The organism is Streptomyces sp. SCSIO 30461, from assembly GCF_037023745.1.
In the GTDB taxonomy this organism is placed as follows: domain Bacteria; phylum Actinomycetota; class Actinomycetes; order Streptomycetales; family Streptomycetaceae; genus Streptomyces.
In genome coordinates this window covers 1,185,242-1,208,764 of sequence record NZ_CP146101.1, presented here as the reverse complement: position 1 = coordinate 1,208,764, position 23,523 = coordinate 1,185,242, and the positions used below count along the sequence as shown (strand labels likewise).

Annotated in this window: 25 protein-coding genes and 1 riboswitch; of the genes, 10 read left to right on the top strand and 15 right to left on the bottom strand. The window is 68.6% G+C overall.

Annotation, left to right across the window (positions count from 1 at the left end; genetic code table 11):
• Positions 1–276: 276 nt before the first annotated feature.
• The 5 genes from V1460_RS05540 to V1460_RS05520 form a co-directional block, all read right to left on the bottom strand.
• A complete protein-coding gene (locus V1460_RS05540; protein WP_338672488.1) occupies positions 277–1,602 on the bottom strand; it encodes a hemolysin family protein in 1,326 nt (441 codons plus the stop codon).
• Between the two features lie 87 nt (positions 1,603–1,689).
• The gene (locus tag V1460_RS05535) at positions 1,690–2,082 is read right to left on the bottom strand and encodes a hypothetical protein (RefSeq protein ID WP_338672487.1); all 393 of its coding nucleotides are present in this window, start codon (positions 2,080–2,082) and stop codon (positions 1,690–1,692) included.
• Positions 2,083–2,256: 174 nt separating this feature from the next.
• On the bottom strand, positions 2,257–2,697 hold the full coding sequence (locus tag V1460_RS05530) for a PRC-barrel domain-containing protein (protein ID WP_338672486.1): 441 nt from the start codon (positions 2,695–2,697) through the stop codon (positions 2,257–2,259).
• Positions 2,694–3,248: a PRC-barrel domain-containing protein gene (locus V1460_RS05525; RefSeq protein WP_338672485.1), complete on the bottom strand. Its 555-nt coding sequence runs from the start codon at positions 3,246–3,248 to the stop codon at positions 2,694–2,696. The genes V1460_RS05530 and V1460_RS05525 overlap by 4 nt, the downstream gene beginning before the upstream one ends.
• On the bottom strand, positions 3,245–3,388 hold the full coding sequence (locus tag V1460_RS05520) for a hypothetical protein (protein WP_338672484.1): 144 nt from the start codon (positions 3,386–3,388) through the stop codon (positions 3,245–3,247). The genes V1460_RS05525 and V1460_RS05520 overlap by 4 nt, the downstream gene beginning before the upstream one ends.
• A gap of 219 nt (positions 3,389–3,607) precedes the next feature.
• Here V1460_RS05520 and V1460_RS05515 point away from each other — a divergent pair, with 219 nt between their 5' ends.
• Both V1460_RS05515 and V1460_RS05510 read left to right on the top strand, forming a co-directional pair.
• Positions 3,608–3,937 (top strand): universal stress protein, encoded by a 330-nt coding sequence (locus V1460_RS05515; protein WP_338677910.1) that lies wholly within the window; start codon positions 3,608–3,610, stop codon positions 3,935–3,937.
• A 536-nt stretch (positions 3,938–4,473) separates the two neighbouring features.
• Positions 4,474–4,659, top strand: coding sequence for a DUF6381 family protein (locus V1460_RS05510; RefSeq protein WP_338672483.1), 186 nt, complete (start codon positions 4,474–4,476; stop codon positions 4,657–4,659).
• A gap of 75 nt (positions 4,660–4,734) precedes the next feature.
• Here the strand turns inward: V1460_RS05510 and V1460_RS05505 are convergent, their stop codons facing one another.
• From V1460_RS05505 to V1460_RS05495, 4 genes are all read right to left on the bottom strand, one after another.
• The gene (locus tag V1460_RS05505; protein ID WP_338672482.1) at positions 4,735–5,679 is read right to left on the bottom strand and encodes an MIP/aquaporin family protein; all 945 of its coding nucleotides are present in this window, start codon (positions 5,677–5,679) and stop codon (positions 4,735–4,737) included.
• 149 nt (positions 5,680–5,828) lie between these two features.
• On the bottom strand, positions 5,829–6,068 hold the full coding sequence (locus tag V1460_RS36230; protein ID WP_407077404.1) for a transposase family protein: 240 nt from the start codon (positions 6,066–6,068) through the stop codon (positions 5,829–5,831).
• 312 nt (positions 6,069–6,380) lie between these two features.
• Positions 6,381–6,779 (bottom strand): alpha/beta hydrolase, encoded by a 399-nt coding sequence (locus V1460_RS05500; protein WP_338672481.1) that lies wholly within the window; start codon positions 6,777–6,779, stop codon positions 6,381–6,383.
• 67 nt (positions 6,780–6,846) lie between these two features.
• Positions 6,847–6,972 carry a hypothetical protein gene (locus tag V1460_RS05495; protein WP_338672480.1) on the bottom strand — a complete coding sequence of 42 codons (126 nt, stop codon included), beginning with the start codon at positions 6,970–6,972 and terminating at the stop codon, positions 6,847–6,849.
• A 129-nt stretch (positions 6,973–7,101) separates the two neighbouring features.
• Here V1460_RS05495 and V1460_RS05490 point away from each other — a divergent pair, with 129 nt between their 5' ends.
• Positions 7,102–9,033, top strand: a complete 1,932-nt coding sequence (locus tag V1460_RS05490; protein ID WP_407077403.1) for an MFS transporter — start codon at positions 7,102–7,104, stop codon at positions 9,031–9,033.
• A gap of 146 nt (positions 9,034–9,179) precedes the next feature.
• Here the strand turns inward: V1460_RS05490 and V1460_RS05480 are convergent, their stop codons facing one another.
• The 3 genes from V1460_RS05480 to V1460_RS05470 are packed head-to-tail and all read right to left on the bottom strand — an operon-like array spanning position 9,180 to position 12,870.
• Positions 9,180–9,677, bottom strand: a complete 498-nt coding sequence (locus V1460_RS05480) for a (2Fe-2S)-binding protein (RefSeq protein WP_338672478.1) — start codon at positions 9,675–9,677, stop codon at positions 9,180–9,182.
• Positions 9,674–10,603 carry an FAD binding domain-containing protein gene (locus V1460_RS05475; protein ID WP_338672477.1) on the bottom strand — a complete coding sequence of 310 codons (930 nt, stop codon included), beginning with the start codon at positions 10,601–10,603 and terminating at the stop codon, positions 9,674–9,676. Before V1460_RS05475 ends, V1460_RS05480 begins: the two co-directional genes overlap by 4 nt.
• The gene (locus V1460_RS05470; protein WP_338672476.1) at positions 10,600–12,870 is read right to left on the bottom strand and encodes a xanthine dehydrogenase family protein molybdopterin-binding subunit; all 2,271 of its coding nucleotides are present in this window, start codon (positions 12,868–12,870) and stop codon (positions 10,600–10,602) included. Before V1460_RS05470 ends, V1460_RS05475 begins: the two co-directional genes overlap by 4 nt.
• Before the next feature lie 507 nt (positions 12,871–13,377).
• On the opposite strand from V1460_RS05470, the gene V1460_RS05465 reads away from it, so the two are divergent.
• The gene (locus tag V1460_RS05465) at positions 13,378–13,596 is read left to right on the top strand and encodes a hypothetical protein (RefSeq protein WP_338672475.1); all 219 of its coding nucleotides are present in this window, start codon (positions 13,378–13,380) and stop codon (positions 13,594–13,596) included.
• A 284-nt stretch (positions 13,597–13,880) separates the two neighbouring features.
• On the opposite strand, the gene V1460_RS05460 is transcribed toward V1460_RS05465, so the two are convergent.
• Complete coding sequence (locus V1460_RS05460) at positions 13,881–15,359, bottom strand: FAD-dependent oxidoreductase (protein WP_338672474.1); 1,479 nt, start codon at positions 15,357–15,359, stop codon at positions 13,881–13,883.
• Positions 15,360–15,631: 272 nt separating this feature from the next.
• Positions 15,632–16,381, bottom strand: coding sequence for a ferric reductase-like transmembrane domain-containing protein (locus V1460_RS05455; protein ID WP_338672473.1), 750 nt, complete (start codon positions 16,379–16,381; stop codon positions 15,632–15,634).
• An 892-nt stretch (positions 16,382–17,273) separates the two neighbouring features.
• Positions 17,274–17,481, top strand: a riboswitch (cyclic di-AMP (ydaO/yuaA leader).
• 5 nt (positions 17,482–17,486) lie between these two features.
• On the opposite strand from V1460_RS05455, the gene V1460_RS05450 reads away from it, so the two are divergent.
• The 5 genes from V1460_RS05450 to V1460_RS05430 all read left to right on the top strand — a co-directional run bounded on the left by V1460_RS05450 (position 17,487) and on the right by V1460_RS05430 (position 21,354).
• Entirely contained in the window at positions 17,487–18,116 is a 630-nt protein-coding gene (locus V1460_RS05450) for a transglycosylase family protein (RefSeq protein WP_338672472.1), read from the top strand.
• A gap of 327 nt (positions 18,117–18,443) precedes the next feature.
• Positions 18,444–19,439: a lytic polysaccharide monooxygenase gene (locus V1460_RS05445; RefSeq protein ID WP_338672471.1), complete on the top strand. Its 996-nt coding sequence runs from the start codon at positions 18,444–18,446 to the stop codon at positions 19,437–19,439.
• Between the two features lie 322 nt (positions 19,440–19,761).
• Entirely contained in the window at positions 19,762–20,178 is a 417-nt protein-coding gene (locus V1460_RS05440) for a hypothetical protein (protein ID WP_338672470.1), read from the top strand.
• Entirely contained in the window at positions 20,102–20,614 is a 513-nt protein-coding gene (locus V1460_RS05435) for a hypothetical protein (protein WP_338672469.1), read from the top strand. The genes V1460_RS05440 and V1460_RS05435 overlap by 77 nt, the downstream gene beginning before the upstream one ends.
• Entirely contained in the window at positions 20,611–21,354 is a 744-nt protein-coding gene (locus V1460_RS05430) for a maleylpyruvate isomerase family mycothiol-dependent enzyme (RefSeq protein WP_338672468.1), read from the top strand. Before V1460_RS05435 ends, V1460_RS05430 begins: the two co-directional genes overlap by 4 nt.
• Before the next feature lie 248 nt (positions 21,355–21,602).
• On the opposite strand, the gene V1460_RS05425 is transcribed toward V1460_RS05430, so the two are convergent.
• Positions 21,603–22,739, bottom strand: coding sequence for an FAD-dependent monooxygenase (locus tag V1460_RS05425; protein WP_338672467.1), 1,137 nt, complete (start codon positions 22,737–22,739; stop codon positions 21,603–21,605).
• 115 nt (positions 22,740–22,854) lie between these two features.
• On the opposite strand from V1460_RS05425, the gene V1460_RS05420 reads away from it, so the two are divergent.
• Positions 22,855–23,436: a TetR family transcriptional regulator gene (locus V1460_RS05420; protein WP_338672466.1), complete on the top strand. Its 582-nt coding sequence runs from the start codon at positions 22,855–22,857 to the stop codon at positions 23,434–23,436.
• The last annotated feature ends 87 nt before the right edge of the window (positions 23,437–23,523 follow it).

Sequence of the window (23,523 nt, the reverse complement as noted above, 5' to 3'; positions counted from 1 at the left end):
AGGCGGGCAGGGAAAGCCCGAAGAACGCCCCGCACCGCGCGCACCACGGCAACCCGTTCTCCGAATCCGTGGGGCACTCGGCATCACACTGGGGGCACTTCGGCACGGGACCTACTTTCAGGCGATCACGTCGTACTCTCCAGCCTTCACAGCGGCCGTCAGGTCCGCCCACCGTGCCGCCGTCATCGTGACGATGTTCGGCCGGCCGCTGTCACGCGTTGCGTGACCGAGCAGAGGGGTCCCGGACGCGGGGACGGCGGTGTCGGATGAGCCTGCCTACGACTGCCCTCCGTCCAGCGACCCACCCCCGGCACGGCGGATGCGGCGGTCGTCGGTCCGCCGGATCCGTACCTCCTCGATGGCCCCGCGCTCGACCACGGTGACGTCGAGGCGCCAATGGCCGACCTTGACGCCCGCACCCGGGTCGGGAAGCCGCCCCAGGTCGTGCAGGATCAGGCCTGCGACGGTGGCGTACGGGGAGGATTCAGGCAGGTCGGAGGGATCGATCCCGAGGTCGGGCAGGTCGTGGACCGGAAAGGCACCTGGTACCAGCCAGGAGCCGTCCGGCTGCGGGGCCACGCTCTGGATGTCGGGGTCGGTCTCGTCGTAGATCTCTCCGACGATCTCTTCCAGCAGGTCTTCGAGGGTGACGATGCCCTCGACCGAGCCGTGTTCGTCGGTGACGAGGGCGAACTGCTGTCTGTCCTCCTGGAAGCGGCGCAGCGCCTGGGTGACCTTCATGAACTCCGTGAATACCGTAGCCGGGCGAGCCAGTTCGCCCACCGGCGTCTCATCATCGCTGATGGTCACGTCCTTGATGTGAACCACCCCGACCACCTCCTCTAGGCCGGCTGCCGCGACGACGGGCGCCCGGGAGTGCCCCGCACGGGCGAGCTCGGTACGGGCCCTGGCCGCCGGCACCTCCGTGGACAGGGTGAACACCGCTCGGCGGGGCACCAGTGCCGCGAGGAGGGTGCGTTCGTGGATCTCCAGGGCGCTGGAGATGATGGTGCGCTGCTCCGGCGTGAGTCCCCGGTGGCTGACCACCATGTCGCGGAGCTCCTCCGGTGTGGGGGGCTGTTTGCCTGCTTTCGGGTCGCCCCCCAGCAGTCTGACCACGAGGTTCGTAGCACGGCTGAGGGCCCAGACGATGGGACGGGACAACGTCGCCAGTGTGTTCAAGGGCGTGGCGGCGATGAGGGACCAGCGCTGTGGAAACTGCATCGCCAGCCGTTTGGGCGCGAGCTCTCCTGCGACCAGGGTGACGAAGGCGAGCAGGGCGGTCACGACAGCCACGGCGAGCGGCGCGGCTGCCTGACCCGCGAAGCCCAGAAGGGGTACGAGCGGCTCCGCGAGGGAGACGGCAGCGGTGGCCGAGGCGAGGAAGCCCGCCAGGGTGATGCCGATCTGGATCGTGGCGAGATAGCGGTTGGGATCGTCCGTCAGCCGAATGAGTCGGGCCGCCGCGGAACCGCCTCTCCGGCGCAGCCTGCGCAGCTGGCTCTCACGCAGGGATACCAAGGCGATCTCGGTTCCCGCGAAGAGAGCGTTGAGGACGATGAGGGCGGCGATGAGCGCGATGTCCCACCAATATCCGTCCACGGCCTCGTTCTCCGCTCCTGCTGTAAGCGGTCAGCATGGCTGCGTTCACCTGCGGCGGCCCCGGACGGGCCGGTCGCGCGGCCGGACTCAGGCGGCCCGCTTCCGCCATCCGGCGGAGGCAAGCCATGATGTCACCCTACTGACATCGGAACCGGTGACCACGCCGACGACCGCACCGTCCGCCACGACCACCGTGCGGTGTGCGGGGCTGCTCTCGGGCGCGGGCAGGGCATCCGTGAGCGGATCGTCGGGGCGCGGGTGGGCACGTCCTCGATCGGCACCATCGCCGCGGCGACGGGCTCGCCGGGCCACGACGGCGTGGCTCAGCTCGTGGGCGAGCGGGGATGGCAGCAACATCACCGCGGCGGCCAGCGCGGTGATCGCGTACTGCCGATCCGGCCGGTCGGGATGGGCGGCGGGCAGCCGGGCCACGAGGAACAGCCCGATCACCACGACGATGACCACGGCGCTCCCGTGCACACCGACTCGTAACCCCAGCGATCCTGCCCAGGGAGAACGTCGGCTTCACGACAGTCACCTTCTCGCCCCGCGTGGTCCAGGCGGGTCATGGTTCCACGCGCTTTGGTCACGCCATCTCTCCCGCCATCACAGTGGGTGAACCTCCTACGCGTTGGCGAACGCGTGGGCACTCCGTCAGTCGGCGCCGACGACCAGCGCGAAGGTGCCCGTGCCGAGGATCTGGTCCCCCCTGATCTCCGCTTCCGTGCTGATCAGTCGACTGATGCGGCCGGTTCTTTCGTCGAAGTCGATGTCGATGACTGTGCCCAGGACCTCGCCGTTCTCGGTCAGCAAGGGTTTGCCGAGGGGCTCACGACTCTTGTGAACCGGGTCCGCGGAATCAACGTCTTTGCCGGCCTGCAGGTTCTCAGCCGAGCGTATGGTGACCGCGTCGTTTCCCATCGCGAGAACGTCGTCCCAGGGCAGGACATGGCCGCCCATGCCTCTGGTCTTGAGCCGGAAGCCCGCGACCCGAGACGGGGAGGCGGCGATGGTGCAGGCGGCAATGGTGCCGACCGTCTCAGCACCGGAGACACTGATCACGCTCCGGCTCCGGACGTCACTGAAGAGCATCATGTCTCCTGAGCGAGTCGATTGCGGAGAGCCTCGACGGCGGCTGGCAGGCTGCCGAGATCCCCGGCAGCGAACTCAGCGGTGGCCCGCGGTACCACGACCATTTCCGCGGAGGCGGCCAGGGTCCCGATCACGGGCAGCAGCAGCCGTCCCTCCTTCGCGCGGGAGTCGACCTCATAGCCGACGACTTGCGCTGTCTCCCCGGCCTCGATGACGACATCCGTGACCCTTCCGAGATCCGTGCCGTCCTCGGTCATCATCCGTGCTCCCAGCACATCGCCCCCGCCCTGACCCACAGCGGCCTCGGCACTGTCGGCGTCCTCTAGAGCGTCCTCGACGCGGATCATCACGGCGTCCGGCCCCAGCGCGTGCACTTCGGACCACGGTAGGACGCGTTTGATCGGACCGGCGAGCACACCCCGGCCGCTGAGCGTGAAACAGCGGACAGTCCCGCGATCGTCGAGCACGATGTCCTTGATCTGAGCGATGTCGTCGCCGCCGAGGGTAACGACAGGCTTCCTGACGATCTCGCTGGCCCGATGGCAACCGGTCATGACAGACCGCCTTTGCTCCGACGGGCTTTTCCGCCAGCGATCACGCCTCCTCTGCGCCGGCGGGCTTGTACGGTCAGCGCCGAGAAGGCGAGCAGGGCGAGCACCGCGAGCGCCAAGACGAGCCAGACCCACCACTCCATGGGAGCCACACCTCCGAGGTCCGGACGAAGATCCGCACGGAACCCTCCCTTCCCGATTCTGCCCGATCACGCGACACCTCGAACACGCGACGGCGCACGGGTTGCCGTGTTCGCAGTCGGCCCGTGTGATGGCGACAGGCCGTGTCAGACCCCGAGCCGTTCCGCGGGGGCCTGGACATTCGAGCGCACGCCGAGCGGCGCCGCCCCGCACACGCCCTGGTGGATGCCGCGCAGCACACGCGCCTGCTGGTGGTCAGCTCCCATGGCCGCACCGGGCTGAAGCGGTTGCTGCTCGGCTCGGTGAGTGGTGAGGTGCTGCACACCGCCACGTGCCCTAGCCGTGGTGCCGACCTGGCGCCCGACGCGATGACCGGTCGGGTCCGCTCGGCGGCGCTGATGCCCGCCAGGGGGACATCCCAGGTGGACGTCACCGTGAATCCGGAAGCGACTGGCCGGGATGAGGCTCCGCGCGTTCGCCCCCCAGCCGTGCATGCCCCATGCTCGTGGGCGGCATCCCCTGCAGAGCTGCTAACGAGCCCCGCTCGTTAGCGGTGGGGCCGACCTCACGCTGCGCACCGGAGCACAGCCAGAAGCACTTTGCGTTGCGTCCCCTCGGCCCCACGGGCCGGGGAAGACCCCATACAGCTGAGGCCGCGCGCTGATCCATCGCGGATTACGGGGCAGCCCTTAACTCGCCACCCGCTTCACCCACTCCCGGCTCAACTCCGAACTTGCTTGGGCCGATGTGCTCGGGCTGGCCTGCATCGGCTTCACCAGCGCCCCTCTCTCCGGCGAACTCGCCTTCCTCAACGGGAAAGTGCGGCATCCTTCGAGGCCGCAGCACTGATTGCCCGCTCGCCTCCGCAGTGGCCACCACGGTAATACCCCGACGCGATAACACCCTCTACCGCCACATCTCCGGCGGGGCGAATACTCCCGGTATCGGATAGAGGGCTCCAAGATAACTTTCCGGCGGGGCGGCGACGAAGCCGATCGCCTTGCCGGCAGTTGTCGGGACGGACTCAACCACGGCGCAATGAGACAATGGACTCAAGGTTCATTGAACCTCAACGAAGGAGGCAGTCATGGGCGCGGCAGGGGACTCCGAGGACAAGGCGGGCCGTAAATTCAACAAGGCCCTACAGCTTGAATCTATGGCAGACCGCGAGACGGATCCGGAAGAGCGTGAAAGGCTTCTCGGTCAGGCGCGAGAGCTCAAAGATCAAGCGAAGCGGGAAAATCGAACAGGCAAGCGCAACGGCAATTCGTGATCACGCTACACCTGACAGTGATCCCCGACAGTTCGGGCAAGATCAAGCGCGATTTCCCGTCTTCTCGCGCGATCACTATTCGTCTGTGCCCTTCTCGGGGCGCGTCCGTCCGATCTCCTGAGGTGTGTGTTGCTGGGCACGCATGTGCAGAACGTCGCCGATGAACAGGTCGTACACCAGTACCCCGATCACTCCGCCAATCAGTGGTCCGACAATCGGGATCCAGAAATAGTTACTGAAGGCCCCCGGCATCGTGCCTGGCATCGCCAGATCCTGCCAACCTGCTGCCCAGGTGAACAGGCGTGGACCCAGGTCACGCGCTGGGTTGATGGCGTAGCCGGCATTGGCGCCGTAGGACATACCGATGGCGGCCACAGCGAATCCGATGACGAGTGGGCCGAGGTTTGCCCTCACAGCGGTGTTGCGCAGGTCGACTACGGCCACGACGAACATCACCAGGAATGCGGTGCCGACAATCTGGTCGAAAAGAGGGCCCCAAATGCCGCCGTGGAAGTACGGGGCTGGGAAGGTACTGAAGATCGAGAAGGTCGCTAGAGTGTGACCGTTCGTCTTCGGGCCCTGCATGGAGGCGTCGAAGCTCTCGATGGCGTCGTGATAGACCCCGTAGACGAGGGCAGCCCCTACAAAGGCACCGAAGATCTGCGATGCCATGTAGGGGAGCACCTTGACCCAGGCGAACTTCCGGCGCACGGCAAAGGCCAGGGTCACGGCGGGGTTGATGTGCGCCCCGCTCACACCGCCAGCCACGTACACGCCGAAGACCACTGCCAGCCCCCAGCCCCACGTGATCAGCAACCAGTCGCCGGCGCCCAGGAAGAACGTGGTGGGTCCCGATGTGCGACCAGAGCCCGGGAGTGCGGCCACGGCCATCGCGACAACGCCGCAGCCGAAGGCGACGAGAACGAACGTCCCCAGGAACTCTGCCAGGCACTCGCCCCCGAGTCCTCCTCGCCGCCTGAACGAAGAGGGTTTGATCAGAGGTGGGATTTCTACGGCCATGGTCACTTCCAGGGGGAGGAAAATGGGCAGTCGTGATCCCCTCCCTCTGCCAGGACTTTAGGCCAACAACCGAAGGAGAGGCTGGGTCGCCACGCACGGAGGCGTCGCTGAAAGTTCGGTGATGAGATCGATCTCGCCGTCGAACCGGCCTATGCCATCGTTGCTGCGCAGCATGACGAAGTCACCAACGAGTTCGAATCGGATGCTTGGTGATGACCCAAAGGCCCGGTGGGTCGCGGATGCCGCATCGCTTCGCCAGGCCGCTTTCGATGGCAGCGGATCGCGCCGGAGACGGTGGAGCGGTCCACCCCGTACATCTGGGCCAGGGCTGCGTGCGGCAGCCCCGGGCGCAGGTGGACCAGGGTGACCAGGATCCGGTCGATGAACACCAGGCGCTTCTTGGGTCCCGCCCCAGCGGCCCGCCGCCGCTTTCCGCCACGCCGTTCACACAGCGCGGACTCCCGGGCGGCTTCCCAGCGCGGAGCGAGTTCGTCGAGCAACTCGCTGCAGTGTGCGCGAGAGATGCCCGACAGGGCAGGATGGGAACAGGCCGCACGGGCCCAGGCAAGCGTCACAACTTGCCCAATCCGCGCGGCCCCTCTCACGTCACGGGCCGACTGTCCCGTCTCAATGGATCTTGCCCTCGACGCAGGCTGTGAGGTGGTCGGTTGGCGGCAGCGTTTCTGCGCGCTTGTCTCACTTCAAGTTCTCAGTTGCTCGGCTTCGAGTGCCGGCGTGCAGAGGAAGGCGCGCACCGTTCGGGCGAACCCGGCGGGGTCGGTCTCGTGAACGGTGTGTCCGGTTGCAAGTTCGGCAAGCTGGGTGTTCGGGCGGCGGGTTGCCATTGCCTTGGCGTGCTCTTCGGTGAGGGTGCCGCTGTGGGTGCCGTGGATGAGGAGGGCGGGACAGTCGGTGGTGAGCCGGTCTTCCCGGTGGTTGCCGTTGACCTGGCCGACGGAGGTGACCATGTCCTGTGGGCGGAAGGCCAGTCCCCAGCCGTCGGGGTATTCGCGGATGGCATCGGTCAGGTAGCGGGCCGAATTGCCGGGTTGTTCGACCAGGGCCGCCGCGACGAAGCTCCGGGGTACGTAGTCGTGCACTACGCCGAGCCGGGCGTCGACCGCAGCGCACCCCCGCCCCAACTCATGGCACCAACGGCGTACAGCCTCACGAGAAATGACCACCTGGCACTGGAGCGCCGACTCCGATACCGCGTGGGAGGCGGAAGTACAGCCGCCCGGAGGGCACGATGATCTCCACCAGGTAGCGGTGGCCCTGTACGACGGCGATCACAGGCCCCTGCCGTGATCAGCCCCAAGCTCAGCTCGCCTGCAGGCTGACGCGACAGCACCAGCACTCTTCGGAGGTCCTAGCATGCCGAGCAGCGAGGCCGAGGGACCTGGGGGAGGACGTCGGGCTGGTGTGCACCGCCTCTCCGTGCGGTTCGAGATCGTCATGGTGCAGCTCGTCGCTGTTCTCGCGGCACTCGACCAGACAAGTGTGTCGACGGCCCTGCCCACGATCGTGGACGACCTAGGGGCGGTGGCGGATCTGCCGTGGGTGGTGACAGGCAGCCTGCTGGCCGTCACCGTCGCAGGCCCGTTCTGGGGCAAGCTCGGCGACATGTACGGCCGGGTGCGGGTCCTCCAGTTCAGCCTCGTGGTCTTTCTGATGGGCTCGTTCCTGTGCGGGGCCGCGCGGGGGATGTCGGAGCTGATCGTCTTCCGGCTGCTGCAGGGAGTGGGAAGCGGCGGCTTGCTGGTGCTGTCACTGGCGCTCATCGGTGATCTCGTGGAACCACGCGACCGGGGGCGCTACCAGGGGATGGTCAGCGGGCTGTACGCCGCTGCCAGCGGTGTCGGCCCTCTGCTGGGAGGAGCACTCGCCCAGTACACCTCATGGCGCTGGCTGTTCTACGTCAACGGGTTGGTATCCGCAGCAGCACTCGGCGCGTTGCTTGTGACGCTGCGTAGCGGCAAGTCCCGTCGCATCGCCCACACCATCGACTACGCGGGCAGCCTCGCCCTCGCCGCTCTCACCTCCCTCGTGGTCCTGGCGATCTCGCTGAGCGCAGACGCCTCGGCCGGAAGATGGAAAGCCTGGCAGGTGATGATGCTGGTCGTGATCGTCGCGCTGCTCGTCGCGCTCTTCGTCTCCGTCGAGCGCCGAGCGGCCGAGCCGGTGATGCCTCTTGGCTTGTTCAGCAACCCTGTCTTCAGCCTGATGGCGCTGATGGCCTTCCTCATCGGCGTCGCCAGGTCCGCCGCGACGACATACCTCCCGGTCTTCCTGCAGTTCATCCGTGACGTCGGTCCGCTGGGCGCAGGGCTCTATCTGCTCCCGACAATCGTCGGGTACACGACCGGGGCCGTGGTGAGCGGGAAGCTGGTCACCCGCACCGGCCGCTGCAAGCCCTACCTGATCATGGGCACCGCGCTGATCACCATCGGCTCACTGGGCATACACCAGTTCACCACCCGCACCGGTGACCCGTGGCTGATCTGTGCCTTCCTCCTTCTCGGCCTCGGCATTGGCATGACGCTGCCCGTCCTCGTCCTGGCTGCGGAGAACGCGGTCGACTACTCGCAGATCGGTGTCACCATCGCCGGCGTCACCTACTTCCGCAGTGCGGGCCAGGTGATCGGCGTGGCAGCCGTCGGCGCCGTGTTCACCATCCGGCTGGGCACTCACATCGCGGAGACGGGCATCGCCCAGCAGGACATCCCCTCCGGCTTCGACCCGGCTACGATCCGGGACAACCCGGCCCTCCTCCACAGCTACACGATGTCCATCACCGAGGCGTTCTTGGGTGCCGTCCTGCTGGGAGCGGTCGTCTTCATCTGCTCCTGGTTGCTCAAGGAACAACCGGTCAAGCCCGCGGTGACGGTTCCCGACGTGAGCCAGACGCTGGGGAGCGCGCCGGTGGAACGGACATCACTGGAGGAGATCGAGCGCAGTCTGTCGGTACTCGGCAGCCGTCAGGCGCAGAGAAGCCTCCACCAGCGGATCGCGCAGGCATCCGGCCTCGGCCTCGCCCCCACGGCGTGCTGGCTCCTGCTGCGGTCGTCCCAGCGGGCTCATGTCGAACCGTCGAGCCTGGCAGCGGGGGGCGTGGTGACAGGTGATGCCATCGAAGCCGCCGTGGAGCAGCTCTGCGACCGCCGACTCGCGGTGATGGAGAACGACCTGCTCGTTCTCACCGACAAGGGCCGTGACACAGCGGTCGAACTCGCGCACGCCTGCCGCCAGGCCCTCGCCGAACTGCTCGGTGACTGGGATCCGGAACAGTACGCCGACCTGGCGAGGCTCCTGACCGATCTCAGCGAGCGGCTGCTGGGCGATGAGCCGCCCTGATTCCGCGGCCGGGCGGTTCTTCCGGAAACCGATCAAGAGGACCCGCGCTGTTCCCCACGTGATCGTCACCGACAAGCTCTGCTCCTACGGCGCTGCTCACCGCGAGGTCCCGATACTCCACCAGCGGATGCGAGACGAGCCTTCGATCAGACACCCCTGTGCCAGGCGGTGGTTCCCTTCTGATCACGGGCCGCGCGCGCGATGGCGCGCCGGATGGGTTCATAGCCGGTACACCGGCAGATGCCGGAGCCGACAACGCCCGCGATGGCCTCCGGGTGGTCTGCGAGGCCGGGATCGGCTTCGAGTGCTCCGGCTGCCGTCATGAGGAAGCCCGGCGTGCAGAATCCGCACTGGAGAGCGTGCTCGGCCGAAAATGCACACTGCAGCGGGTGGGGCTCGCCGTCGGGCCCCGCAAGGCCCTCCACGGTGCGGACCGAGTTGCCGTCGCACTGGACAGCGAGCACCAGACACGAGCGAATCGGCCGACCGTCCATGAGCACGCTGCAGGCCCCGCAGATGCCGTGCTCACACCCGAGGTGCGTACCCGTGAGCGCCAGATCATCGCGCAGGACATCGGCGAGGAGGCGGCGTGGCTCCACGTCGAGGGTATGTTCGGCACCGTTCACGTTGAGTGTGATCTTCATTGGTGTCCTTCTCGCACGGCCAGACGGGCGCGCTGGTCCGCTGCCGCTTCGAGGAGTGTCCTGGCGACCAGGACGGCGACGGCCTGCCGCTTGTACTCCACGTCCGCGTACGGTTCGTCGACTGGTGCGGCGTCCTCCTGGGCAGCGGTGCGACCGGCGTGGGCGAACAGGTGGTCATCGTGGAGTCGGGCCCCCGCCGTGAGCGGGCCGATGTCGGCGCCGACCAGCAACCGCTCGGCGGTGCGGGCCCGTACCGGGTGGTCGGCGGAGTTGGCCAGCCCGATCCGGGCACGACTGATCGCCCCGGCGTTCACCGTGAGGGCCACCGCGACGGCGACCTGGGCGAAGCAGAACTCGGTACGGCGGTGCTCGAGGAAGCCGACGCCGGTGTCCTCGTGAAGCAGCGGGAGGCGTACGGCGGTGATGAGCTCGTCGGGCCGGCGCTCGGTGCGGTGCGGCCCGAGGAAGTAGTCACCGGCCGCGATGGATCGTGTGCCGTCCGGACCGGTCATCTCCACCGTGGACTCCAGGGCGGCGCCGACAGCGCACCATTCCGATGCAGGATGGGCCCAGCCGAAGGAGCCGACCATGGTCCCACGGGAACGAATGGGCGGATGGGCGATGTTGACCACGGCCCGGGACAGTAGTGTGCCCAGCGGGCCCGGTGCGGCTTCGGCCGATTCGAAGGCTGCGTGGCGGACCAGCGCGCCGACGCGCAGTTCGCCGTCCTCGACGCTCAGACCGCCGAGTTCCCGGATGCGGTTGATGTCGACGACAAGGTCCGGCCGGACGCGTTGCAGATGCATCTCCAGGATCAGGCTCTGTCCTCCGGCGAGCACCTGGGCCTTGCGCCCGGTGTCGCCGAGTGCGTCGACGGCCTCGGCGACTGTGCGGGGCGCCACGTAGTCGAAGGGTGCGGGCTTCACCGGACCCCTCCGTCTTCTCCGGGGGCGCGCGCGGCCCGCCAGACCCTGTCCGGCGTGAGTGGTGTCTGCAGCCGCCCGGGCCGGGTGATCTGCAGGGCGTCGGCAACGGCGTTGACGATGGCGGCCGGAACGCCGATGCAGCCGGACTCCCCCGCCCCCTTCGCGCCCAGTTGTGTGCCGGGGTTGGGTGTGCAGGTGCCCTTGACGTCGATGGGTGGTATTTCCGCGAACGTCGGCAGCGGGTAATCCAGGAACCCGTTCGCCAGACACGGAACGCCGGCGTCGTCGAACGTCACGCCTTCGTAGAGAGCCTGGCCGATGCCCTGCACGGCTGATCCGAACGCCTGCCCGTGCACCACCGCGGGGCTGAGGACCACTCCGCAGTCCTCGACGGCCACGAGCCGCAGGACGTTCACGGTGCCCAGATCCGGATCCACCTCCGCCACGGCGACATGCGCGCCGAAGGGGAACGCGGCGCTGGTCTCGTACCGGTCCCCGACTCGCAACGGCCCGGTCGCCTTCACCAGATCGCCCAGGCTCATGGCCGCCGAACCACCGGATGCCTCGTGCACCCTGCCGTTCGCCCACTCGACCTCGTCGACTGGCGATCCCCACGACTCGGCCGCTCGTTCGCGGGCCTCTTGGACGAGGAGGCCCGCCGCGTGCTGGAACATGGCGCCGGTGACCTGTGCCGACCGGCTGGCGAAAGATCCCACTCCTTCTGACTGTTCGCCGGTGTCTGCCTCGATGAGACGGACTTGTGTCTCCGGGACACCGAGGGCCCCGGCGACCAACGCGGGAAAGAGGGTCTCGTGGCTTTGGCCGCTGGACGCCGCACCACACCGCGCGGTGAAGGTGCCGTCCTCGTGGGCCTCGATGCTGCCGAACTCGTGCAGAAGGCCGACTTCACCGCCGGAGCGCTCCACATAGCAGGAGATTCCGATACCCAGCGGCAGTGAGTCCGGGTCGTCGCGGCGGCGGCTCTGCTCCGCACGCCACTTCTCGTAGCCGAGTGTCTCCAGGGCCAGATCAAGAGCCGCGGAGTAGTTCCCGCTGTCGTAGCGGCGGCCCGTCGGCGTCTCGTACGGGAAGGCGTCGGACGGGATGAAGTTGCGCCGTCGCAGCTCGACCGGGTCGATCCCGAGCCGCCTGCCGAGCAGGTCCATCGTGCGCTCGAGCGCGGTCGTCGCCTCGGGGCGTCCGGCGCCGCGGTACGGGTAGGTCACCATGGTGTTGGTGAGCACCGAACGCAGGGTCGCATGAACCTGCGGGGTGGTGTAGGCACCGGTCGCCATGCTCGCTGTGATCATCGGCATGGTGACGCCGAGCTGCGGATAGGCACCGGCATCGGCGTCGATCGTCAACTCGTAGGCCAGCAGCCGACCTTCGGCGTCAGCTGCGAGCCGCACCGTCTGGTCCTGCCCTCTGCCCCGAGTGGCGACGAGCATCGCCTCCGAACGGTCCTCGATCCAGCGGACGGGCCGTCCGAGCCGCACGGCCAGGTAGGCGACGACCACGTATTCGGGGAACATGGCGCTCTTCGACCCGAAGGCGCCTCCGGTGTCCGGGACGACGACCCGAATCCGGTCGGCGGACCAGCCCAGCGACAGGGCCAGCGAACGAGCGAGCCGGTGCGGCGTCTGGTGCCCTGCCCACACCGTCAGCCGGTCCCCTTCGGGTACGGCAAGGATCGTGCGGCATTCCATGGGGCTGGGCAGCAGCAGTTGCTGCCGGTACGCGGCCTCCACCACCACGGCGGCGTCCTGCCAGACGGACGGGTCGACGGGCTTACCCGCCTCGCCCCGCAGGGCGATGTTGCTCAGTCCGTCGAACAAGCGAACAGAGTCGTCCAGCGCTGCCGACGGTGTCACGACGGCGGGCAGAGGATCGATCGTGGCGTTGACCTCCGCGACCCCGTCTTCAGCGCGGTACCGATCCTCTCCGAGGACGACCGCCAGCGCCTCGCCCGGGTAGCGCACCCGGTCCTTCACCAGCGCGGGCCACTCCCGCCCCGCGACGGCATCGTCCGTCGACAGCCGGTCGAACATGGCGACCGGGGGGAGGTACGGCAGATCTGCGGCGGACCAGGCCCCCAGCACGCCCGGCACCTCACGCGCCACGGTGCAGTCCACTGCCCGCAGCAGGCCATGGGCCACCGTGCTCCTCATGAAAGCCGCTTCAAGGCACCCCGGCACATCGATGTCAGCGACGTAGCGGCCCTTTCCGGTGAGCAGCCGCTCGTCCTCGCGCCTTGTCCATTGCGTCACGGCGAACCTCGTCCGTCATCTGTGCAAGAACCGGCCAGGTGAAAGTCGCTGGCCGCGAGCACTGCGAGATTCCCGGCCCACACCACGCGACTCATGCCGACCACCACACTGATGAAAGTCAGCTCCTTCAACGCTACTCGACCTCCATCGCTTCGGCGATGGAAGTCCACGGTCATCGGCTGACCGGTCACATGCGGCGGGGAACTGAATGCGGGATCTGACTCGTCGTCGGGCCGAGGCCGTCCGGGCTGCCGGTGTCGAGGCCGTCGGATAAAGAAGGGGACTGGAGAGCACCGGCTCAAGCTTGCCCCGGCCCGTCGAACGTCGTATGCATCTCGGCCCGGGCACTGGAGCGTTTCGGGCCGGATTCCGCGAACGCGCCATGCTCGGTCGGGGTGCCGGAGTCAAACGCCTTGGATAGCATGGTTTGGCCGCGAATTCCGCACCGGGCCGTAGCTTCCGTCTGGAGCGCTGTCGCCCACTCTCAGAAGCGGGAAGTGACAAGCCATGAGCTATGTCGACGCGAGCCCTTACAGGTGGCCCTTCGACGGCAATACCGCCCCAGACCGGACGGCCCTGTTCTGCATCGACTGGCAGGCCGACTTCTGCGGCCGTGGAGGATACGCGGACAGGATGGGGTACGACATCTCACTGACCCGGGCCGGCAAGTCACTTCGTGATCTGGGACCGATCTCCGGCACCGCGGGTCCATCCACCGCGACCTGAGCCGGACGCCACCACTCCGGTCGGCTCCGCCGACGCGCCCGACACCACACTCGACCTGACAATGCCCTCGGTCGTGTTCGCTGGGGCCTCGCTTGGGGGCATGGGTTTCGCGGTGATCATTACGTGTGCGTAGAGACCCATGGCGACCGTCATGATGACCGATATCACCAGCCAGCGCATGCGAAGACGCGCGGGCAGGCTGAGCACGTGATGCAGCTGTCCGGCGTGGAGCGGCTGCCTGGCTCGGCGTCTGCGTTGGGCACGGGGGGCACGGCGGCGGGCCATCAGGACCTCCCGGCCCTTGCTGGGGTCCGCTGGGCGAGGATACGGCCGATCGAGTCCCTGTGCCGCAGCAGTTCCAGCGGCATGTCGAACGCAACCGCGCCCACGATCTGGTGCCCGCGCGGGGTTGCCCGGGTGTAGCGGGTCACGAACCGCTCCTTGCGCAGCGAGCCTTCGACCACGGTGACGTCGTCTCCCAGCGCGGGCATGCCCACGGCCTGGATCCGGACGTCGTGCTGCTCCGACCAGAAACGCGGTACGGGGGTGAACCAGCCCGCGCTGCCGGGACCGAGCAGGAGCGAGTCGGCGGCGTGCTGCCCCATCTCGACTGCGTGGATGAGGTGCTCGACGCGACGGGGCATGGTGTCGAAGAGTGCGTTGGGCCACCGGGCCACATCCCCGGCGGCGACGATCCACGGCACCGTGCCCCCTTGTACGTCCACCGCGTGGCAGGTCGGACTGCAGAGCACCCCGTCGGACACCTCCAGTCCGCTGTCGCGCAGCCACTCGGTGCGCGGCACGCTGCCAAGGCCGAGAACGACGAAGTCGCACTCGAGGATCTCCCCCGAGTCCAGCCTCAGCGACAGCCCGTCCCCTTCGTCCCGCCACTCGTCGATGCCCGTGCCGAGCCTCAGTTCGACTCCAGCACGCTCCTGGATCGCGCCGACGACCTGTCCGACACGTGGCCCCAGCACACGGCGGAGCAGCGGGGCACTGTGCACCACGAGGGTGACGTCCATCCCCAGCCGACGGGCGGTGCAGGCCAGCTCGCAACCGATGAACCCGCCGCCCACGACGACGACCCGGCGGGCTCTCGCCACCTGCATGGCACGCTGCACCACCGCGGCGTCCTCGAGGGTCCGAATGGTCCGTATGCGATCGCTGAACAGCGGCACTTCGGGTAGCCGCTTGGCGTCCACCCCCGTGGCCAGCACCAGCCCGTCGAACGGCAGGCGCTCGCCGCCCCTGAGCCGAACCGACCTGCCGTGCACATCCAGGCTCACCAGCGGGGTGTCCAGCAGCCACTGCGCATCGACGGCCTCATCAGCAGTAAAGGCCAACTGCTCCGTCTGGAGGCTGCCGGAGAGGTACTGCTTGGAGAGCGGAGGCCTGCTGTAGGGCTTTCGGCGCTCCTCGCCCACGATCACCAGTTCCCCGTCGAAGCCGCGCTCACGCAGCCGGGTCGCTGCGCTGAGGCCGGCGAGACCACCCCCCGCCACGACGATGCGCCGCCGACTCGCGCGGGTGGCGCCGCCGCCCGTACCGTGCGGCGGCCGCGGCTTGTCTTTGGCGGCCCCGCTGATCTCGATGGCCTGCATCGGGCAGCAGCGTGCCGCCTGCCTGGCCCTCGCCGAGGACTCTGCGGGCACGTTTCGCGAGTAGTGCAGCGAGCCGCTCTGCGAGATGCGGAAGACTTCGGGGGCCTCTTGCTGGCAGATGCCGTAGATGTGGCAGCGGCTGTTGTCGACACTGAGCCGCACCGGCGCCGAACCGGGGACAAGCGACGGGGCGGTCGGTCCGGACGCCGGGGCCGGATCCGTGGGTTGCTGCCGTGCAGGCGGGCCCTGCGGCGGCTGGCCGCCGGAGACCACAGACCCGCCGCCGCTCGCCGGGCGGTGGCCGGGCACGGCCTGTGTCGTCCGATTCTTGTGGGGGCGGGGGGTGCCGGCGGACCGCCTGGGCGCTGCGAAGGGGGCGCCTTGGCCGTGAGAGCCGAGGAGGGGTCCGGGCTGGACACCCCGGGCGGGAATCGTCACGGCATAACCTCCGGAGTGATGGTGGTGGTGGGCTCGCGCAATCGGGAGCGCGACGGGAAGACCCTGATCAGGAACGCCAGCAGGCAGGCGGCCGCACCGCCTGCGACCGTGGCCGCGACGAGACCTGGCCGGCGCGGCTCCGGGTGCACCAGGAAGATATGAAGCCATATCAGCAGGAATGCGGCGTAGGCGAGCTGGTGGAACCTGAGCCAGCGGTGGTAGCCGAGCCTGCGCTGCAGCAACACAGAGCAGCCGACCGCGATGCACAGTTCGGTCCCCAGGATTCCGAGCCCCACGGGGATCCTCTGGAGCCCTCCGGCGAACGGCACGATGAGTTCTGTCGGACCCATGCCCCAGACGGGCTGGTAGAGGAAGGTCATTCCGTGCACGACTGCAAAGATCAGTGCGGACAGACCCAGCGTCATATGCGCCCCGTGGATCGTGGCCCGATTGACCCGGTGCTGCATGAACCTCAGCCGCAACACCACGCCGAACACCACGGCGGCCACCATCAGCCCGTAGGCGACGAGCGCCGCCAACCGGGCGATCTCGTGGACGCCGACGTCATACGGAAACCCCTTCTGACGGGCGTCGAGAGGGGAGCCGGGGATCGGGTCGGCGAACGGCGCTGCCGACGCATCCGGCGAGTACACGAGGACCACTGCCAGGATCAACAACAATGCGGCGAGTACGGCAGCCGGCCGAACCGCGCTCCACATGCCGTAGGGGGGTGAGTTACGGGGCATACCTGAAATCCCTGGTAGCGAATTCCTTGATGCAGGAACTGACAATGCACTAGTTCAATGCCTCGGAAGTCCGGGAGTCCCTTGGTCCTCCTTCGGGGAACTCCGAAGCGATAGCGCCCTCCAGCGTCTGAAGCGGCGACCATACACGATCCAACTGTGGGGAAAGACGGTCACGACGTCCTCACGCCGCACCTCCCCCAGGGGGAGGATATGGATCAGATCAGGACAATACAATCGACCTCATCCCCGCAAAGTGCGGTATATGCGACCTATGTCCGTGTGACGTGCCCGGTTCTCGACTCGACCGCAGACCCGGTGTCCGTGATGTTCGCAAAAGACGTTCAGACGGACCCGGATACAGCACAACAGGCTGAGGATTCGCGGCACACCCGCAGATTCAGCATGCCTGCTCAAGGCGCGGCGGCTCGTCCGGAGTGCGGCGCGCATCGCCGCGGAGTCGACACCGGCACGGTTATTCGACGCTCGCACCCGAAGGTGGATCGGATGCGACCGGGGGCGTCGCGGACAGGGATCTGACGAACCTCCGGCGAGGATGTCTTCCGTGTCGCCACGGGCCGATGCGGTAACGCCGACAGAAGGCTCATCGACCCAACAGCGCCGTCCCGAAAAGAAATACGCCAATCCGGCTTCACAGACAGGTTCGCCCTTGTGACATGGATCTCTCCGCAGGCCGGCACGGGCGCTCACGGAACTCCGACAGCCGCCTCCTGACCTGCAGTTCTTGCGATACGCCAAGCAAGCCCGCGCCGTCGGCGTCCGGGGCCGGCACCTTTGATCTCCACGCACGGTGCGCTTAGTGTTTCGCCATTCGCAGCAGCGATCCCCGTCGGAACGGAACGCCGAGTCCTGCCACCGACCGACGGAAGCAAACGACGCGAAAGCGCCGCTGGCAGGAGCGGGGGACCCAAGGTCTTCCGCCGGACCGCCGACCATATGCCGCGTAGCGCCTCAGCAGCGCGTGCGCCGGTCGCGACCGGTCCGGCTCGGGGTGAAGCCGTTGACACCGCACGTCGCGGTCTGGCCGGGCAACTCACGTCCGAACCCGACAGCTAACCTCGCAGGCATCGGTGAGGACATCAACTCCATGGGTAAGCATCGTCGCGTATCGAAGAAGTTCGCCCGATTCGCCACCTTCGTCAGCACCGCCGGTACCGTGGCCGCCCTGCCGCTGATGGCGAGCACCTCAGCCTCTGCCGCTTCGGTCGAAACCTGGGACAAGGTCGCCGAATGCGAGTCAGGCGGCGACTGGTCGATCAACACCGGCAACGGATACTACGGCGGCCTGCAGTTCGCACAGTCCAGTTGGGAGGCCGCAGGCGGCCTGGAGTACGCGGAGCGCGCCGACCTTGCGACAAAGGACCAGCAGATCGCCGTCGCCGAGAATCTGCTCGCCGTTCAGGGTCCCAGCGCTTGGGCCTGTGCCTCGGCCGGTGACCTGACCTCGGACGGCCCAGCCCCTGACATCAACCCGAGCAGTACGGTGGGCGCCTCCGAAGCGCCGTCGTCCGACACCACGGATTCGGCGGACAGCCATGCCCCGGGGGACCCGGGGGAGGAGTCCGTCCCGTCCTCGGCCAACCCCCGGCCGCATACCAAGGCGCGCGGCGAGATCCGTCATGGCTCTGCCGGCTGGCACAGGCTGTCGGGGGCCGACAGGCCCACCGTCAGGGACACCGAACCGATCAACTCCGGACAGCGCTTGCGTCACGGCTGACCGTTGGCCGAACGGTGCGTCATCGGTGAGCCGTTCCATCTGCGGCCGGGTACACCCACCCGAAGCAGGTTGACGGTTTAGGGCGAAAAGGCCCCTCCAGGTGGGGTTGAAGCCCGGCACCCGGCGCAGCGGCGGCCGCTCCTCCGTCCGATGGCCCGCATGTCCCGTCCGGAACGAGCCGGCCCATCTGGACACGCTTCCAGCTCGCTGGTCGCCGGACCGGTTCAGCTCCATCCGGTACCGCTGCCGTTTGCGGCGCCGTGCCACCGGAGCCGAGTTCTGTCCGGCGTCCTTCCCCCAGCCAACACTGCTGAAGGAGTACCCACCATGACCCCTCGCCGCAAAGCGACCGTTGTCGTCGCCCTGGGTATCGCCCCGCTTGCGATGACCGGCCTGACCGCTTCGCCGGCTGCCGCACACGGATCCATGACGGACCCCGTGAGTCGCGTGGCCGCCTGTTACGCCGAGAACCCGGAGAGCCCGGACTCGGACGCGTGCAAGGCGGCGGTCGCCGCGAGCGGCACGCAGGCTTTCTACGACTGGAACGAGGTCAACATCTCCAACGCCGCGGGCAACCACCAGGATCTGATCCCCGACGGTGAGCTGTGCAGCGCGGGCCGGGACAAGTACAAGGGGCTGGACCTGCCGCGTGCCGACTGGCCGGCGTCGAATATCGTCTCGGGCAGCCACACCTTCCGCTACAAGGCGACCGCGCCGCACAAGGGCTCCTTCGAGCTGTACATCACCAAGGACAGCTACGACCCGACGCAGCCGCTGAAATGGTCGGACCTGGAGGAGAAGCCTTTCGCGCAGGCCACCGATCCGGAGCTGGTGGACGGCGACTACGTCATCGACGGGACGGTCCCGGCCAAGTCCGGGCGACATCTGATCTACTCGATATGGCAGCGCTCGGACTCACCGGAGGCCTTCTACACCTGCTCTGACGTGGTGTTCGACGAGGACGACGGAAGCTCCGAACCGACCGCCTCCGAACCGACCGCCTCCGAACCGACCGCCTCCGAACCGACCGCTTCGGCGCCGACCGACGAGCAGATCGAGGCGGGCAGAGGCAGGTCCACGGTGGACCACGGGGGCCATGGCGGTCCCACACCGGACCACCGCCATCACAAGCGGCCGTCCGGCACCCCCACCACCGCGGCGCTGAAGTCCGGCAACTCTCCGGACGCCATGAGCGCCGGTGAGAGCCTCGCTGAGACCGGCGGCAGCGGCTCGACGACCCGGTATGTCGTCGGCGGCGCAGCACTGCTCGCCCTCGGGGCCGCGGTGATCTTCGGTACGGTCCGCCGAAGGGCCGGTCACTGACGGAGCCATCCGAAGCGTGCGGCTGATGACGGCAGCGTGCGGCTGATGACGGCGCCGTTCTCCAGGAACTGTGGTCACGTGATCCGGGCCCCTGGGGCTGATGGGGGACATACGGCCGGGAGCCGACGGGCTCCCGCGGTCACTTGTCGGTCCGTCGGCCGGAGCGGGTCACGTTGACCTCGTGACAGCCGTCGGTCGGGCCGGGCCCGGTGGCGGAGGCGAGCACGCCGACAGCCGCGACTGCGGGGTTGCCCAGTCATGGGATGGCCCCGGGCGCCGGCGACCCGGGGGCGGGTGGCCGGCGCCCGGGGCGTCGTCCGTCATGCGGGTCGGGTCCGTCGGCGCCGAGGCCATCGTCTACTACTCGCTCCGCTTCACCTCGGTCCTCTACCCGGAGGCCGTACCGGCGAACGGCTACGCGAGCCCCGATGAGTACGTCGAGACCTTCCTCGACTTCCTCGACCGGGACATCCGCTGGGCCGCCCAGGGCAACCTGAGCAACCCGGCCAAGGCCGCCGACGACGCCGCCTGGCGCGACATGCGCGGCGGCGTCATCGAGGTGGTCGACTTCGGCGGTCTGCTCGCCTCCTCGCACCGCACCTTCCCCGGCGTCTACACCCCGCACCACAACCGGCTGTGCCAGGGGGGCTTCGGCGGAGGCCATGGAGAAGGTCACCGCGCTCATCAAGAGCGGCCGGGTCGACATCTCGGTCGGCCCCGGTGCCCGCCTCTCGTGTGACGAGGAGCGCGGCCTGTTCCGCGTCGACGGCCCGGCAACCGGCGCCGAGCGGTTCGCCGACGCCCTCGTCGACGCGCGGGTCCACGGCTTCGACGCCGAGCGCGATGTCATGGCCGTCTACCCCCATCTGCTGCGCCGCGGCATCGTCCGGAAGTGGTCCAACCCCGGCGTCGGAGAAGCGGACTTCGTCCCCGGCGGCCTGGACCTCACCCCGGAATTCCACCCGGTCCGGGCGGATGGCAGTGTCGAGCCCCGGATCGCCTTCCTGGGTCCGCCCAGCGAAGGGGTGATGTACCACCAGATCGGCGCTCTCCGGCCCGACAAGGACCACCACGTCATCCGGGACATCCTCTGCTGGATCCACGCGTTCATGCCGCAGGAGCAGGAGTCCCCGGCCGGAGGGAAGACGACGGAACTCGAAAGGGACCCCTCATGAGCACCACCATCGACTACACGGCGTACGAGTACGGCGGCGTCGACGTCCCAGAGCGGCTCAAGGAGATCAGCACCGCGCACGACCGGCTGCGCGCCGCCGCTGCGGAGATCACGGAGGAGGGCGCACGTGAGTCGATCCACCTGCCGGGCTGGACGCGCGGTCACGTCCTCATCCATCTCGCCGACCTGTCACGGGCGTTCGCCCGCCAGGCGCGGTACGCCGCCGAGGGCAGGACGATCGAGGTGTACGACGGCGGGCGGCCCACCCGCGACCGGCGAATCGAGGAGCTGCACGGCCGTCCGGCCGAGTGGCTGCGGGAGCAGCTCGAAGAGGGCCTGACCGCGCTCGATGAGGCGTGGGACGCGCTCGGCCCCGACGGCTGGGAGCTTCCCTGCTCCTACCGGAACTCGCCGCTGTTCGCGACCCAGCTGGCCTGGTGGCGGGAGACCGAGCTGCACACCGTCGACCTCACCGTCGGCTACGGCTCCGACGAGTGGAGCACCGCGCTCTCCTCGCATGTCGTCACCTTCCTCCAGCACCGGCTGCCGCAGGGCGTCGTGCTGAACGCGGAGGACACCGGCGAGGAGTGGTCCACCGCGACCGAGGGTGCGAGCCCGGTCGTGGTCCGCGGCTCGCTGCGCGCGCTGGCCGCCTGGATCTGCGGCCGACCGCACCCGTCCCTGCCCGTCGCGGACGGCGACCCGGCCACGGCGCTCCCCGAGCTGAACGCCTGGCCGTAGACCGTGTCCGGTGGGCCCCGTTCGACGCGGGCCCACCGAACGCGACGCTCGCGGCAGGCCCGGCTCGATGACCGGCCCTGAGGCAGCGCGGCCTCTTCCACCGTCGCTTCCTCTCCCCTCCCCCTCCCCGTGGCCTCCGCGGACCGGCCGTGCCGGGTCCGAAGCGTGGCCCTCGACTGCCGTACCCGCAGGGCGGCGGTCGGTGTGCCGGCCACGGGGTGTCTCGATCCGGTCCCCGGCCGTTCGGTTCAGCGGTAGTCGAGTTCGGCGAGTTCGGTGGCGAGCTTCGTGCGGAATCCGGTGTGGCCGAGCAGCCGCAGCGCGACGTTGCGCAGGCGGCGTGCGGTGGTGTTGCGAGTGGTGGCGATGCGGGTCATCCGGTCGGCGAAGGCGACCACCCGTTCGGCGACCGGACGCCGCTGGGCCTCATAACCGTCGAGGGTGTCGCTGGCGAAGGCGCGACCGAGCGCGTAGCCGTCCTGGATGCCGGTGTTCATGCCCTGGCCGCCTGCGGGGCTGTGCACATGGGCGGCATCGCCCGCGAGGAAGAGTCGCCCGGCCCGGTAGTGGTCGGCGACCCGGTGCTGCAGCCGGAAACGGGAGGACCAGACAAGGCCGGTGATGGCGCCCTGACCGGGGGCGCGTTCGTCCAGCAGCCGCTGGACGAAGGGAAGGTCGGGGTTCTCCGGTGCGTGATCGGCGGTGGCGACGATGCGGTAGCGGCCACCGGGCAGCGGTGCGACGACCAGCAGACCGGCGGGGCCGAAGGTGAGGGAGACCTCCTCAGGGCCCGGCGCCCAGTCCATCACCACATCGGCCAGCACGAACGACTCGGCGTAGGAGCCGCCGGAGAAGCCGATGCCGGAGGCTTCGCGTACGGCGCTGTGCATGCCGTCCGCGCCGACCACGTAATGGGCGCGGAGGGTTTCGCCGCTGGTCATGGTGAGCGTCGCACCGGTGTCGTCCTGGGTGACGCGGGAGACCTCGAAGGGGCGGTGAACGTCGCCCCCCAGGGCACGCAGCCGGTCCAGCAGCACGGCCTCGGTCTCGTACTGCGGAACCATCAGCGTGTACGGGTGGGGTGTGGGCAGCCGGTCGAAGGGAACGGTCATCAGCCGTCGGGCACCGTCGCGGACGGTGAAGCGGGTGAGCCTGACTCCGCGGCTGATCAGTTCGCGGGACGCGCCGAGCTCGTCGAGCACCTCCAGGGTGCGGGCGTGCACCACGGCCGCACGGGAGGTGTTGGCACCCTCGGCCTGCTTGTCCACGAGAACGAAGTCGATACCGGCCGACGCCAGGGTGACGGCGAGCGCCAGGCCGGTGGGACCGGCACCGACCACGGCGACCTCGGTGTGGGAGGGCAGTACGGGAATGCTTGTGTTCATGACGCCTCCGTAAGAGTGCGGGCCAGATGGCCTACAAGCGTTGGCCATCACCTGTTGACTAGAGTGCACCCCTGACGCTTGAGAAGTCAACACATGTTTGCCTACACTCGTAGGCATGATGCAGGACGCTGAGAAGAACGCACCGCCCAGGCGCTCCGACCACACCCGGGCCGCCATCCTGAACGCCGCGCGCCACCGCTTCGCCACCCAGGGCTTCGAACGCACCACCATCCGCGCCGTGGCAGCAGACGCCGAGATCGACCCTTCGATGGTCATGCGCTACTACGGGAGCAAGGCGCAGCTCTTCGACGCCGCCCTCGCCATCGACCTGCGCCTGCCCGACCTCACCGCCGTTCCCGCGGACGACCTGGCCCGCACCCTGGTCCGGCACTTCCTCCACCGCTGGGAGGACGACCCCACCGGCGATGCCCTGCTGCTGTTGCTGCGCTCCGCCGTCACCAACGACCAGGCCGCAACCCGGATGCACGAGATCTTCGCCGCGCAGATCTCCCCCGCCCTGACCGCGGCCCTCGGCCCCGAACGCACCGCCGCCCGCGCCGGCCTGATCTCCGCCCAGCTCCTCGGTCTCGGCCTCACCCGATACCTGCTGCGCCTGCCTGCCGTGACCGTCCTCACCGCGGAACAGATCATCGACACCCTCGCGCCCGCCATCCAGGCCACCCTGGAGCAACGCTGATCACAGGGAACCCGCGCGACGCCGGAGGGTTCCCGCGGGAGCTTCGGCATCGCGACGGGCATGGGGTAGGGCTTCCCGGAGGCCTGG

What these genes read in the sequence shown, in the direction of transcription:
- V1460_RS05420 (WP_338672466.1), top strand. Translation starts at nt 22,855, where the DNA reads ATGATGCAGGACGCTGAGAAGAACGCACCGCCCAGGCGCTCCGACCAC.
- V1460_RS05450 (WP_338672472.1), top strand. Translation starts at nt 17,487, where the DNA reads ATGGGTAAGCATCGTCGCGTATCGAAGAAGTTCGCCCGATTCGCCACC.
- V1460_RS05430 (WP_338672468.1), top strand. Translation starts at nt 20,611, where the DNA reads ATGAGCACCACCATCGACTACACGGCGTACGAGTACGGCGGCGTCGAC.
- V1460_RS05465 (WP_338672475.1), top strand. Translation starts at nt 13,378, where the DNA reads ATGAGCTATGTCGACGCGAGCCCTTACAGGTGGCCCTTCGACGGCAAT.
- V1460_RS05530 (WP_338672486.1), bottom strand. Translation starts at nt 2,697, where the DNA reads ATGATGCTCTTCAGTGACGTCCGGAGCCGGAGCGTGATCAGTGTCTCC.
- V1460_RS05445 (WP_338672471.1), top strand. Translation starts at nt 18,444, where the DNA reads ATGACCCCTCGCCGCAAAGCGACCGTTGTCGTCGCCCTGGGTATCGCC.
- V1460_RS05425 (WP_338672467.1), bottom strand. Translation starts at nt 22,739, where the DNA reads ATGAACACAAGCATTCCCGTACTGCCCTCCCACACCGAGGTCGCCGTG.
- V1460_RS05480 (WP_338672478.1), bottom strand. Translation starts at nt 9,677, where the DNA reads ATGAAGATCACACTCAACGTGAACGGTGCCGAACATACCCTCGACGTG.
- V1460_RS05505 (WP_338672482.1), bottom strand. Translation starts at nt 5,679, where the DNA reads ATGGCCGTAGAAATCCCACCTCTGATCAAACCCTCTTCGTTCAGGCGG.
- V1460_RS05440 (WP_338672470.1), top strand. Translation starts at nt 19,762, where the DNA reads ATGCGGGTCGGGTCCGTCGGCGCCGAGGCCATCGTCTACTACTCGCTC.
- V1460_RS05525 (WP_338672485.1), bottom strand. Translation starts at nt 3,248, where the DNA reads ATGACCGGTTGCCATCGGGCCAGCGAGATCGTCAGGAAGCCTGTCGTT.
- V1460_RS05455 (WP_338672473.1), bottom strand. Translation starts at nt 16,381, where the DNA reads ATGCCCCGTAACTCACCCCCCTACGGCATGTGGAGCGCGGTTCGGCCG.
- V1460_RS05510 (WP_338672483.1), top strand. Translation starts at nt 4,474, where the DNA reads ATGGGCGCGGCAGGGGACTCCGAGGACAAGGCGGGCCGTAAATTCAAC.
- V1460_RS05435 (WP_338672469.1), top strand. Translation starts at nt 20,102, where the DNA reads ATGGAGAAGGTCACCGCGCTCATCAAGAGCGGCCGGGTCGACATCTCG.
- V1460_RS05520 (WP_338672484.1), bottom strand. Translation starts at nt 3,388, where the DNA reads ATGGAGTGGTGGGTCTGGCTCGTCTTGGCGCTCGCGGTGCTCGCCCTG.